This is a genomic window from Mycobacteroides sp. CBMA 271 (assembly GCF_009729205.1).
GTDB lineage: Bacteria > Actinomycetota > Actinomycetes > Mycobacteriales > Mycobacteriaceae > Mycobacterium.
In genome coordinates this window covers 348,327-361,025 of sequence record NZ_VTHB01000002.1, presented here as the reverse complement: position 1 = coordinate 361,025, position 12,699 = coordinate 348,327, and the positions used below count along the sequence as shown (strand labels likewise).

Below are 12,699 nucleotides of genomic sequence, written 5' to 3'. Positions count from 1 at the left end.
CCGCCAACCGCCGCCGGGCGGCTGGGAGAAGATCAGCTCCGGTTGCCGTAATCGGGCCGGTTGAGGATTGCCGTCGCCGGATCGATCCCAGTTACGGCCGGCTTCTTGTCCTGCTCGACCGACAACGTCAGACCGAAGACGGCGGCGGCGCCCAGTAGCAGACCGATCAGCACGCTCGCGGCGGCTGGCACCACAAATCTGGTCATCGGAGCTCCTCTAGGTCACGCAGGTATCAGCGGCCAAACTAGCACGCCTGCTGTTCGTTCTATTCGGCCGTGATAACCCGCAGTCAGACCGCAAGGACGGAATCGGTATCACCGGCGCGCACAGAACGGCGGCAGGCGGCCACTCCGTGCGCTGGTGGGGGCGCCTCCGCGGTATTCGACGACTATCGCCGGGGGGATCGGCGGGCGGACAGCGAGGAGCCCCTCGGTCATGTCGGGCGTTGCTGCGAGCTGTCCCGATCGTGTTGAACAGTTAAGAGCCCGGCATGGCGGGTGGCCACAAGTGGTCGCACGAGCCCATTCGTGCGGAATAATGGCCGCCCATGACCGGTCCCTACAACTACGGACCGGCGCCGGACTACGACGCGGAGTTCGCCGCCGCGCACAACCCCGCGCTACCGCAGGATCAGCTGTTGCGTCTCTGGCACACGCGCCCGGATCTGCGTGAGGCACTGGCTCAGCTGCCCGGCTGCCCGCCGCATCTAGCGGCGCAGGTGCAATTCTCCGATCCGTGGCGTGACCCGAACGCCCGATCCCATCGCGGGATCATCATGGCCTTCGCGACGTTGGCCGGTCTGCTCGTGATCGTGGGACTCGGCTATGTCGGATACATGGCGGTGCGTCCCAACGGCTCCCCCGAACAGACGCAGGGGATGCTCCCCGCGAACGACCCGAAGACCACCAGCAGCTCCGCGTCGACCACCACGGCGCCGCTACCGCCGCCGTCGGGCCCCCTCAAACCGGTGGACATCACTACCAATTGCGTTCAGGCCGAGGACGGTACCGACAGTAATGGGGCGAAGTATGTTTACGACCCCGCTAAGGCGTTCGACAACGACCCACTCACCGCATGGCGGTGCCAGTGGAAGGAACAAGACGGCCAGTCGATCACGACGAAATTCGAGCACCCGATGCTCGTCACCTCGGTCGGATTGATCCCCGGATACGCCAAGACCGATATCGACGGGTCCGACCGCTTTGCCCAGAATCGCAAGATCACCAGGGTGCGTTGGGAATTCAGTGACGGAAGCTCGGTCAAGCAGCAGGTGCCGGTGAGCCGTGCGCTGGCCAGCATCAAGGTGAACGTGGTGACCGATTCGGTGACCATGGTCATTGAGGCCACCGAACCTGGTGTGTCGATCGTGAACAAGAGCGGTCAGCGTCAGGATGCGTTCAACGGCCTGGTGTCGGTGAGCGAGATCGAGGTCATGGGCACGCAGCCCCCGGCTGCCCCGGCGCCAGCTCAACCACCGGCTCCGTCGCCGGCGCCTCCGGTGGGGGCCCCGCCCCCGATGGTGCCACCGGCTCCGGGACAGGCACCCCTTGCCCCACCGCCCGGGTCGTCAGCCGTTCCCGCGGTGCCCACGCCCCCTTCGGCACCGGTGCATCCGTAGTTCCCCGTCACCAAAGCTCGCCGGTCAATTCCCAGGAATCGCGGCTACGTTGGACGCATGGCCGAGCTCAACCGCAGGACTGTACTTACTTCGGGTGCGATCGCGGCGGGTGCCGCCGCGGCCGGTTTCGGCGGATATGAATTGCTCCGAAGGCCCGGACGCAGTGATTCCTCGGCATCCGGTGGAGACAAGCCGAACATCCTGGTGATCGTGGTCGATCAGATGCGCGCCCCGCAATGGTTCCCCGATGTCCAGAAGCTCGCCAATATCTTGCCGAACCTCAGCCGACTACAAAGGGACAGTGTCACTTTCGCGTCGCATTACACGGCGTCTAACATGTGCACTCCGTCACGGGGCGCCATGACGACGGGGCTGTACTCACATCAGACCGGATGCCTGTTCACTGGTGAGGGGCCGAGTGAGTCCAGCCTGGCTCCGCAGTTTCCGACCTGGGGCACCATGCTGCGCCAGCAGGGCTACCGAACCTGGTGGTGGGGTAAGTGGCACCTGGGCAACTGGAGCGACAACACGCCCGAAGGGCTTGACGCGCACGGCTTCTCCGGTGGAACGTTCCCCTCGCCCAACGGCATGCCGAATCAAGGACTGCAGAAGGATCCGGGCATCGTCGACCAGTTCGCCGGATGGTTCGACACCGACGGCGGCAAGGGTCCGTGGTGCACCACCGTATCCCTGGTGAACCCGCATGACATCTGCTGGTGGCCGAAAAATCCGCTCCCCGAGGATGTTCCGCAGTGGTTCGATGCCACACCCGTCAACTTCGAGACACCAGACGAGTTGCTGCGGCGCGGCAAGCCGCAGCTGCAGATCGACTACGCCAACTTCATGTCGCCGATCATGACGGGCGCCGTGACGTACTCCGGACCCGATGTCGCCCGGCAGTGGGCGCGCTGCCTGGATATGTACCTGTGGCTGCAACAGCAGGTGGATGCGCAGATCGGCCGGGTGCTCGACAAGCTGGCGTCACGTCCGGAGGTTGAGCGCAACACGGTCGTCGTCTTCACCTCCGATCACGGGGAGTACGCCGGCTCGCATGGGCTGCGCGGGAAAGGGGCCGCGGCGTATGAGGAATCCATCCGGGTTCCGCTGTACATTCGCGATCCGCACGGTGTGCTGACTCCGAAACCGGGGGAAACGCGCACCCAGCTGACCTCCAGTGTCGACCTCGCGCCCCTGCTGCTGACTATCGGCGCCGGCGGCAATGGGTGGCGTTCGGATTCGCGGTACTCGTATCTCGCCGCGCGCGCCGATATCGCGGATATCGCCAAAAACAATGCGGCAGGGCGTAAGTGGATCGCGCACGTCACCGACGACATGTCCGTGGAGGAGATGGTCACCCTCCTCAAGGATCCCCGGATCGGTGCGGTGATGGGTGAGGACGCGCCCACCGAGATCCCCACCTCGGCGCCGAGCCACATCGTCGCGGTCCGTACCGCGGAGGCCAAGCTGGCCACCTACTCGTACTGGAAACCCGGCGGCATCCAGATCGACACCTCGCGGCCGATCGACCGCGAATTCTATGACTATGCAACATCTTCCGGTTTGCAGGAGGTTGAGAACCAGGCAGGCCGCGGCGGAAAAGAAGCCGAGCTGCAGGGGCTCATCGACAACGAGGTGCTACCCGAGGTACGGGCACCGCTGCCGACCTTCCTGGGCCAGGCGCAAGAGCAGGGGCTGGCCGACATGCAGAAACTGATGGTGCTGCGCGGCGGTTGAGTCGCTCCCTTTCGCCGAGCGTGAAGCTACTGCGGGATTTCGGCGGTTTTCCCGCAATAACTTCACTCTCGGCGTCGGCTACTTGGGCGGCAGAGAGGCCGTGTAGGCCAGCGCGCGCTTCACCCATGGCTCCAGCTGTCGCTTGGTGCGCACGCCCTCGGCGTCGACGCTCAGCCAGCCGTTCATTTCGCGCCCGCCCATCACCATCCGGTTGACGTGGTTCTTGGTGACCAGTGCCTCGGTGTCGTGGGGATCGCAGCGCGCCAGCAGCCCGTCCCCGTTCTTGGCGGCCACGGTCATGTGCCCGTCCACCAGGAACGCCAGCCCGCCAAACATCCGTTTCTCGGTGACGCCCTTGGTCGTGGCGATCACTTCGCGGATGCGCTCAACCAGGTCTTCGTCGTAGGCCATGAGCCAATTGTCGCGCGCTGTCGATTTGGATGTCTCCCGTTCGTGGTTTCTGCGGGGCACACGAGACCGGAGGAGCACCATTGACCCGTGGCGCAAGAGGAGATCGGTCGTATCTTCCGCGAGGAGTACGGCCGCACGGTGGCGACGTTGATCCGCTACTTCGGCAGCATCGACCTCGCGGAGGACGCCGTGCAGGAGGCGTTCGAGGTGGCCATCGCGAAGTGGCCGCGGGACGGAGTGCCACCCAATCCCGGCGCGTGGATCACCACCACTGCTCGCAACCGTGGCATCGACAAACTTCGCCGCGACCAGCGGCGCGACGAACTCACCCGCGAGGCAACGCTTCTCGACGAGGAACAGCCGGAACCAAAAGAGGTCGGTCCGGTGCAGGATGACCGGCTGCGGCTCATCTTCACCTGCTGTCATCCGGCGCTGTCCCCCGAGGCGCAGGTCGCGCTGACACTGCGCCTCCTGGGTGGGCTCACCACGCCGGAGATCGCCAATGCCTACCTGGTGTCCGAATCGACGATGGCGGCACGTATTACACGTGCCAAGAAGAAAATCGCGTCGGCGGGAATTCCGTACCGGATACCCGCGGATCACGAACTTCCGGAGCGGCTGTCGTCGGTGTTGGCCGCGCTCTACCTCGTCTACAACGAAGGCTATGCGGCGTCCTCGGGTGCCTCGCTGACGCACACAGACCTGTCCGCCGAGGCGATTCGGCTGACACGCGTGCTGGCGGACCTGATGCCCGATGAACCTGAGGCGCTGGGCCTGCTGGCATTGCTCCTGCTAACGGAGGCGCGCCGCCCCGCGCGCACCGACGACGACGATGCGCTGGTGCTGCTTGCCGATCAGGATCGCTCCCGCTGGAACCACCCAATGATCGACGAGGGCCATCAACTGGTGCGCCGCTGCCTGCGGCGCAACGCCCCGGGTCCCTACCAAATCCAGGCCGCCATCAATGCCGTGCATGATGACGCGCCCACTGCGCCGTCCACGGACTGGCGCCAGATCGTTGCGCTGTACGACCAGCTGATGGTGGTTACCCCGACGCCTGTTGTCGCGCTGAACCGCGCGGTGGCCGTCGCCGAACGCGACGGTGCACAGGCCGGGCTGGACGCCATCGAATCGCTGCGAGACGACCTCGACGGCTATTACCCGCTGCACGCGGCCCGCGCCGATCTGCTCTCGCGACTGAGCCGAGACGTGGAAGCGGCCGATGCCTATCGAAAAGCTTTGGAACTCACTGATAATGAGGTTTTCCGCGGGTACCTCGGTGACCGGCTGGCCCGGCTCGACACCGGTTCATGACACCATGGCCTCATGAGAATGCGTGCAGGGACAGTGCTGACCGGCCTCGTCGTCACGGCGCTCACCGCGTGTAGTGGCAGTACGCCGGAGCCGGCCAAGGAGTCGCCTGCACCCTCGTCGAAGGCACAGGCCCCGGTCACGGCGGCACCCGCCGCCGATCTGGCCTGCCTGAGCACCCGCGACAGGCTGGCTCAACTGCTCATGGTGGGTGTCAAGGACGCCGACGACGCCCGCGCGCTGGTACGTGATCACCATGTGGGCGGGATCTTCATCGGTAGCTGGACCACCAAGGGCATGCTGACCGATGGCTCCCTGCACGACGTCGTCACTGCGGGCCCGATCCCGGCCGCGGTGAGTGTCGACGAGGAAGGCGGCCGGGTGTCGCGGCTTAAGGACCTCATCGGCCCCGCCCCGTCCGCCCGAGAGTTGGCCGCGACCCAGACACCGGAGCAGGTGCAGGCGCTCAGCCAGGAACGTGGCCAAAAGATGAAGGACTTGGGCGTCACCATCGATTTCGCCCCCGATGCCGACGTGACCGACGGCGATCCCGACGGCGCGATCGGAGATCGCTCGTACAGTGGCGATCCGCAGAAGGTCACCGAATACGCCGAGGCCGCCGTGCGTGGATATCAGGCCGGCGGCGTGCGGACCGTGGTCAAGCACTTTCCGGGCCACGGCCACGCATCTGGCGACTCGCATACCGGTGGCGTGGTGACCCCGCCGCTGGATCAGTTGCAGGACAACGATTTGGTGCCGTATCGCTCGTTGGTGACCAGCGGTGCTGCCGTGATGATCGGTCACATGCAGGTGCCCGGGCTCACTGGTGACGAACCCTCCAGCCTGAGCCCCGCCGTAGTGGACCTGCTGCGCAAGGGAACCGGATATGGCGCGCCAGCGTACGACGGTGTCATCTTTACCGACGACCTCTCCTCGATGGCCGCGATCACTGATCGCTTCCCCATTGAGGAGGCGGTGCTTAAGTCGATCAAGGCGGGCGTCGACTGGGCGCTGTGGGTGAGCACCGAGAAGGTTGGTGCGGTCTTGGATCGGCTCGAATCGGCCTATAACGCAGGTGAATTGAACGCCGACTCGATCAACGCCTCGGTGCGCCGGGTGCTGGCTTACAAGGGCGTCCCCGCCTGCGGCTAGATCCCCAGTGTCACGGGCAGGCTGCGCAACCCGTGAATGCCCATCCCGTCGAAGTACTGGGGCTCGCCGGCCAGTGCCAGCTTCGGGAACCGCTCGAAGAGCGAGCGCAGAGCGATCTGTAGTTCGACGCGCGCCAGCACCTGGCCCAGGCATACGTGAATTCCCGTGCCGAGCGTGATGTTTTCGCGTGCGTTCGACCGGGTGATGTCGAACACGTCGGGGTTCTCGAAGGCCGCGGGATCGCGGTTGGCCCCGCCGAGGAGCAGCAGCGCGGACTGGCCCGCCTCGATGGTGTGCCCCTCGATCTCGACGGTCTCGGTGGCGACGCGGGCCGACCACTGATTCGACGTGTCGTAGCGCATGAGTTCCTCGACGGCGTTGGGCCACAGGTCCGGTTGCGTGCGCAGCACGGCCAGCTGGTCGGGATGGCGCAGCAGGGTGACGATCGCCTTGCCCATCAGGTGTGTGGTGGTGACGAAGCCTGCCCCCAGGAACACCGCGAAGAACATCTTGAGTTCGAAGTGGCTCAGGTCGCTGCCGAGAAGTGCTGCGGCGAGTTCGCTTTCGGTTCCATCACGGTGCAGTCGAGCGACGTGCTGCTCCAGGTATTCATCGATCTCACGTAACGCCTTTGTACCGTCTTGATATTCACGCCAGGGCGGTGCGGTGGTCGCGATCAGCTTGATTGCGCGATTCATGGCCGCGTAGAGCTGCGAGTCATCCTTCGGCGGTACGGCAATCATCTCGCCGATCACGGCAATCGGGATCTTTGCGGTGTAGTCGGGTATCAGGTCCGGATGCGGACGCTGCTGGAGTTCGTCAAGGTGAGCATCGGTGACGTCTTGAATGCGCCCGCGCAGACCCTCGATGGCGCGCGGCGTGAACGGGGCGGCGACCAGACGCCGCAGTCGCCCGTGGTCGGGCGGATCGGTGATCAGAATCGATGGGGGCTCGGCGGGGTTGAGCAGCCGGGGATCGCTCCACGCGGCCAGTCGCTGCGCGATCGGCGACAAGGACCGGTGCTCGGGTTTGAACGTCACGAACCGGTTGTCGCGGAAGATCGTTCGGACGATCTGTGCGTCCGCGGTGACCCACCCATCCCCGAACTGCGACATCCGTCCGCGGCTACGGATCGTGTCGATAAACGAATAGATGTCCGCGGCATGAGCGGTATCGATGCCCAGCCGGGCAACGGGTTCGCCGCTGCGCACAGCCGTTTTCAGGTACGCGCGGGCTATCCCGTGCGTCACCGTCCAATGGGTGCGCTGTTTGATCCGGTCGTACATCCCGTCCGATCCCCGTGTCGGTTCGCTCGGTGCCGAATGACACCGGGCAGTATCGAGATTAGCTGCTAGCGCGCACCCGGGCGCGCCCGAGGTTCACCGGCAGGCTTCCGAAGCCGTGCAGGTTGACGTGTTCGCCGGGGGTTGGATCGGCGGCGAGGGCGAGGTCAGGGAAGCGTTCGAAGAGCGACTGCAACGCCACGACCCCTTCCATCCGGGCAAGACTCGCCCCCAGACAGACGTGGATGCCGCTGCCGAAGGCGACATGCTCACGCGCGTTGGTGCGGCACACGTCGAAGACATCGGGCTGGTCGAACACCGCCGGATCGCGGTTGGCTCCGCCGAGCAGCAACACCGCCATGGCTCCGGCTTCGAGGGTATGGCCGGGGAACTGAATGGTCTGGGTGGCCACGCGGGCAGTGAGCTGCACGGGGGAGTCGTACCGCAGGATCTCCTCGATGGCGTTGGGCCATCCGTCCGGGTTCTCGCGGAGGAATGCGAGCTGCTCGGGGTGACGCAGCAGGGCCACGATGCCGTTGCCGATCAGATTGACCGTGGTCTCGAAGCCGGCGCCCAGCAGCAGTGCCATGGTGGCCTTGAGCTCGCGATCGTCCAGGCCGCCGTCGCGCACGATGCTGGCCAGGATGCCGTCGATCGTGGGGTCTTGGGCGAGTTCCTTACGTAGCCGGATCAGGTGGGCGTCGAAGTATGAGTCGATCTCGGTCAGTGCTTGAGTAGCGTCTCGGTATGCCGTCCAAGGCATTCCGACATCCAGCAGCGTGGCGCCGTGGTTGCCCCACTGGAGCAGGAAGGGGGCGTCGGTGCGCGGCACGCCCAGCATTTCGGCGATGATGGCAACGGGAAGTTGTGAGGCGTAGTCCTCGAGGAGATCGGCGCTCGCGCCCTGTTCCAGGCCGTCCAGCAGTTCGACGGTGACCTCGCGGACGCGGTCCTCCAACTTGCTCACCGCACGTGGCGTGAATGCCTTGGATACCAGCTTGCGGAACCGGGTGTGCTCCGGCGGGTCCACGGCCAACATGGCGGGCGGCTCCACCGGGTTGGGCAGGCCGGGCTCGGTCTTGGCGTAAATCCATCGGGAGAGGCGGGGAGGGAGTACGGGGGAGGGAAGGTTGTTCGGTGCGGCCGTGACGTAGCGGTTGTCCCGCAGGATCTCCCGGGTCAGTTCCAGCCCGGTGAACACGAGGCCGGTCGCGCGGGTGGGAGCGATTGGTCCGCGTGCCCGGATCGCCTCGATGTATCGGTAGTGATTCTCGGCCCGGTCCGGACCGAGTAGGAAGTCCGCCAGCGGCATTTTGCGTACCTGGGTGAGTAGCGCGGCGCGACTGATGCCATGCATCGTCACCCATCGCGACCAGTACTTGAATCGATCCCTGGCCCGCATATCTGCCTCCGACGTTGGATGCTATTTGTCACGAGTCTAATAGCGTGGCGGCGGGAAGGGAATGCTGAAAACGTTCGTGGTGGTTGTACCCGTCACATCGCCATGTCGGGGTGCCACATCGCACAGCGAACAATGTGCGCTTGGGCCTTTTTAGACGCGGCGTCTTAGTGGGACATCGAGTACCATTTGCTACTGGTACGTCACGTACCACCTACGTTCGGTCGGGACCGTAGCAAAGCGTGATGGCTTATTCATTGCTGCTTGTTGACCGGCTGTCGTGGTTACCGCTACGCGGAGGTTTGCGATGAAGTCACTTGTGTCGGGGTTGCATGTCCAGGAGTATCTGGACGAGGCGGGCGCCATTTCCTTACCGGACGGCTATACCGTCAACCACTATCTGGAGTGCGCCGTCGACGGGGAGCACGACACTTTTGCCTATCGCTACGTGGACTTCAGCACTAACCCGGACGGCGAACCGATCGACCTGAACTGGCCACAGCTTCGTGCCCGTTCTCGTGCGGTTGCAGCCAGGCTTCAGCAGGTGACCAAGCCGGGGGATCGGGTCGCGATTCTGGCCCCACAGGGCATCGATTACGTCATCGGCTTCTTCGCCGCTATCGAGGCCGGCAGTATCGCGGTGCCCTTGTTCGCCCCGGAGCTTCCCGGGCACGCCGAACGGCTCGACGCGGTGCTCGCAGACGCCCAACCGACCGTTGTCCTTACCAACGAGGCGGCCGCCGAATCCGTCAGCAGTTTCATCCGCAGGCTTCCGCGTGAGCGTCGCCCCAGGGTGCTGGCCGTCGATGGTGTGCCGGACTCCGTGGGCGCGACGTACGTTCGGGTAACCCCGGACACCGACGACATTGCCTACTTGCAGTACACATCGGGCTCGACTCGAGTGCCTGCCGGTGTGGAGATCACCCATCGTGCGGTGATGACCAACGTGATCCAGATGGTCATCTCGGTTGGCCTGGACGTGGACGTCCGGGGAGCGAGCTGGTTGCCGCTTTACCACGATATGGGCCTGCTCATGCTCATGTTCCCGCTGTGTGGTGGCCGGATGACGTTGATGTCGCCGATGTCGTTTGTGCGCAGGCCGGGCCGTTGGATCAAGGAACTCGCGGCCGTATCTCATGTTGGGCGCACCTTCGGCGCGGCCCCCAATTTCGCCTTCGAGCTTGCGGCCGAGCGCGGCATGCCGAAGGAGGGTGAAACCCTGGACCTGAGCAAGGTGGCCGGACTAATCAACGGCTCCGAGCCGGTCAGCATCGCCTCGATCCGCAAGTTCAACGAGGCCTTCGGCCCATATGGATTGCCGCCCAACGCGATCAAGCCCTCCTACGGTATGGCCGAGGCGACGCTGTTTGTCTCCTCCATTGCTCCGGACGCGGAGCCCTCCGTCATCTATGTGGATCGTGAGCAGTTGGGCGCCGGGTACATCGCGCGCGTGGATGCTGGTCATGAGAATGCGATGCCGCAGGTGTCCTGTGGGCAGATCGCACGCAGCCAGTGGGCGGTCATCGTCAACCCCGGCTCCGAGGCGGAGCTGCCCGACGAGCAGATTGGCGAGATCTGGTTGCACGGCAACAACATCGGGCGGGGGTACTGGGGACGGTCCCAGGAGACCGAGCATTCCTTCCGTAACAAGCTGCGAGCCCGCCTCGACGAGGGCAGCCACGCCGCAGGCACCGAACCGGGCGCCATCTGGTTCCGCACGGGCGACCTCGGTGTCTATGTCGATGGCGAGCTGTACATCACCGGCCGCGTCAAAGATCTGGTGATCGTGGACGGCCGTAACCACTACCCCCACGACATTGAAGCCACTGTTGAAGAGGCGTCCCCGGTGGTTCGGCGCGGTTTCGTGGCGGCCTTCTCGGTGCCGGCGAGCGAGCTGCCCACGGGTGTCGACGCGGGCGATGGCATCGGAGAGCGATTGGTCATCGTCGCAGAACGGGCAGCCGGAGCCGGACGAGCTGAACCCGGCCCCATCGTTGCGGCGATCCGCGCCGCCGTTTCCCGTCGGCATGCCCTGCCCATCGCCGATGTCCAACTGGTTCAAGCCGGCGCAATCCCGCGCACCAGCAGCGGAAAAATCGCGCGCCGAGCCGGTCGCCAGGAGTACCTCAACAACAAGCTCGGAGCACACGGCTCCTAGAACGGCTGTCGGTGATTTCTTGTTGACTATTCGATGAGATGTCGATTCCGAAGATGTCTATTCGTGGTGAGGTTGAAGGGAAGCCAGACGGGCGGCCCGCCACACAGGAGGAACCACCATGACCGAAGGTCTTCGCGCGAGCGGCTCATCAATGACGAAGCAATACCTGCTCGCGGTCCACGGCTACTGCGCGAACTCGCCCATCATGAGCGACGAAGATGCCGAGCGGATGATGGCGCAGGTGGGCGCGTTCAACGAGACAATGAAAGAGGCCGGTATCTGGGTGTACGCCAATGGGCTGACCGAACCCTCCGATGCGACAGTGGTGCGCAACGAGGGCGGCAAGGTCACCACCACCGACGGGCCGTACCTGGAGACCAAGGAGCACCTCGGCGGCTTCTGGATCATCAACGTCCCCGACCTCGACGCCGCGCTCACCTGGGCAACCGGAGCCTCCGCGGCCTGCGAAGGGCCCGTCGAGGTACGTCCCTTCCAGGGCGAGGAGGCCTGACATGAGCCGCTACCTGTTGTCGATTGTCTATGCGCCCGGCGCTGTTCAGCCCGACGCCGCGGCGCTGGAAACCATCGGTGCTGACGTGCAGGCCGTCACCCGCCGCATGCAGGAGGCCGGGGTGTGGCTGTTCGCGGCCGGACTGCAACCCGCCGACACCGCCACCATCGTGACCGCCAGTGCGGGCGGACATACCGCCACCGACGGGCCGTACACCGAGACCAAGGAACAGCTCGGCGGATTCAGCATCATTGATGTTCCTACGCTGGCCGAGGCCCAGCAGTGGGCGGCCGAGGTGTCCCGTGCCGTGTGGTGTCCCATCGAGGTGCGCGGCCTGGATCGAGGCTGCGGCGAGGTCGACTGATGCTAGGCCGACGAGGCCGGGCGGTCGCGTTTTAGCACCGCTTCGGCCTCGTTGGCCTGTTCCAGGAGAATGGGGTCGACGGTGTCGTCCAGGGCACGTGTCAACAGCCGCGACGCCAGCTTGACTGTCAATTGCTTTGCCTGTGAGGCATTTTCGGCAAATCTGTCCCAGTTCTCGGAGGTGTAGCCGGACGCTGCGAAGGGCTGCCACACGTCGGCCACGTAGGCGCCGAGAAGCAGCTGTGCAATCTGATGCTGCAACCGGTCGACCTCGCGCAGCGTCTCGGCGACGCGGGCCAGGGTCATGCCCGAGGAGATCAGCAGCCCGATCGAGTCGAGAGTCTCCGGATCCCGGACCAGGACGGTCGTGTCGTCGACGTCGGAAACCAGTCCCACGCCGGTGAGCGCGACATCGGCGCCCTCTCCGATCCGTGCAATCAGCTCCGCACGTGCCATGACCACCGGCTCGCCGGTGGAGAAGGGGCTCAGCGCCTCGGTGACCATCTTGCGGACGCTGTCCTCCGAGCCACCGCCCGTATCGATGATGCGGCGGATGACATCAAGGGGAAAGCCCTGCAATTTCAGGTTTTTGACGTGGTTGATGATCGCCATGTGATCGTCGGAGTAGATGCCGACGCGGCCCCGCTTCTCGGGCGGGGGTACCAGCCCAAGCGTCTGCCACTCGCGGATGTTGCGCGCCGTCATGGCCACCCGCTGCGCCAGCTGGTCGATCGTCAGTTCCATCAGGCCTTAAAGGCT

General features: G+C 65.0%; 12 protein-coding genes. 7 read left to right on the top strand and 5 right to left on the bottom strand.

Annotated features, from left to right (window positions below):
• Positions 1-32: 32 nt before the first annotated feature.
• Positions 33-206: a DUF2613 domain-containing protein gene (locus FZI91_RS07150; RefSeq protein ID WP_155938128.1), complete on the bottom strand. Its 174-nt coding sequence runs from the start codon at positions 204-206 to the stop codon at positions 33-35.
• Positions 207-547: 341 nt separating this feature from the next.
• Between FZI91_RS07150 and FZI91_RS07145 the strand changes: the two genes are divergently transcribed.
• Both FZI91_RS07145 and FZI91_RS07140 read left to right on the top strand, forming a co-directional pair.
• Positions 548-1,618 carry an NADase-type glycan-binding domain-containing protein gene (locus tag FZI91_RS07145; protein WP_155938127.1) on the top strand — a complete coding sequence of 357 codons (1,071 nt, stop codon included), beginning with the start codon at positions 548-550 and terminating at the stop codon, positions 1,616-1,618.
• Positions 1,619-1,675: 57 nt separating this feature from the next.
• Complete coding sequence (locus FZI91_RS07140; RefSeq protein WP_155938126.1) at positions 1,676-3,352, top strand: sulfatase-like hydrolase/transferase; 1,677 nt, start codon at positions 1,676-1,678, stop codon at positions 3,350-3,352.
• 78 nt (positions 3,353-3,430) lie between these two features.
• On the opposite strand, the gene FZI91_RS07135 is transcribed toward FZI91_RS07140, so the two are convergent.
• The gene (locus FZI91_RS07135) at positions 3,431-3,763 is read right to left on the bottom strand and encodes a TfoX/Sxy family protein (protein WP_155938125.1); all 333 of its coding nucleotides are present in this window, start codon (positions 3,761-3,763) and stop codon (positions 3,431-3,433) included.
• An 87-nt stretch (positions 3,764-3,850) separates the two neighbouring features.
• Between FZI91_RS07135 and FZI91_RS07130 the strand changes: the two genes are divergently transcribed.
• Together FZI91_RS07130 and FZI91_RS07125 are read left to right on the top strand one after the other, a co-directional pair.
• Positions 3,851-5,077 carry an RNA polymerase sigma factor gene (locus tag FZI91_RS07130; RefSeq protein ID WP_162526486.1) on the top strand — a complete coding sequence of 409 codons (1,227 nt, stop codon included), beginning with the start codon at positions 3,851-3,853 and terminating at the stop codon, positions 5,075-5,077.
• An 18-nt stretch (positions 5,078-5,095) separates the two neighbouring features.
• Positions 5,096-6,226 (top strand): glycoside hydrolase family 3 N-terminal domain-containing protein, encoded by a 1,131-nt coding sequence (locus FZI91_RS07125; RefSeq protein ID WP_155938578.1) that lies wholly within the window; start codon positions 5,096-5,098, stop codon positions 6,224-6,226.
• Here the strand turns inward: FZI91_RS07125 and FZI91_RS07120 are convergent.
• Complete coding sequence (locus tag FZI91_RS07120; RefSeq protein ID WP_155938124.1) at positions 6,223-7,512, bottom strand: cytochrome P450; 1,290 nt, start codon at positions 7,510-7,512, stop codon at positions 6,223-6,225. The two genes, FZI91_RS07125 and FZI91_RS07120, sit on opposite strands and share 4 nt — an antisense overlap.
• A gap of 58 nt (positions 7,513-7,570) precedes the next feature.
• Positions 7,571-8,911, bottom strand: a complete 1,341-nt coding sequence (locus tag FZI91_RS07115) for a cytochrome P450 (protein ID WP_155938123.1) — start codon at positions 8,909-8,911, stop codon at positions 7,571-7,573.
• 304 nt (positions 8,912-9,215) lie between these two features.
• Between FZI91_RS07115 and FZI91_RS07110 the strand changes: the two genes are divergently transcribed.
• From FZI91_RS07110 to FZI91_RS07100, 3 genes are all read left to right on the top strand, one after another.
• Positions 9,216-11,066: a fatty acyl-AMP ligase gene (locus tag FZI91_RS07110; RefSeq protein WP_155938122.1), complete on the top strand. Its 1,851-nt coding sequence runs from the start codon at positions 9,216-9,218 to the stop codon at positions 11,064-11,066.
• 151 nt (positions 11,067-11,217) lie between these two features.
• Positions 11,218-11,577, top strand: coding sequence for a YciI family protein (locus tag FZI91_RS07105; protein ID WP_155938577.1), 360 nt, complete (start codon positions 11,218-11,220; stop codon positions 11,575-11,577).
• A gap of 1 nt (position 11,578) precedes the next feature.
• Positions 11,579-11,941: a YciI family protein gene (locus tag FZI91_RS07100; protein ID WP_155938121.1), complete on the top strand. Its 363-nt coding sequence runs from the start codon at positions 11,579-11,581 to the stop codon at positions 11,939-11,941.
• 2 nt (positions 11,942-11,943) lie between these two features.
• On the opposite strand, the gene FZI91_RS07095 is transcribed toward FZI91_RS07100, so the two are convergent.
• Positions 11,944-12,684: a MerR family transcriptional regulator gene (locus FZI91_RS07095; protein ID WP_155938120.1), complete on the bottom strand. Its 741-nt coding sequence runs from the start codon at positions 12,682-12,684 to the stop codon at positions 11,944-11,946.
• Positions 12,685-12,699 lie beyond the last annotated feature (15 nt).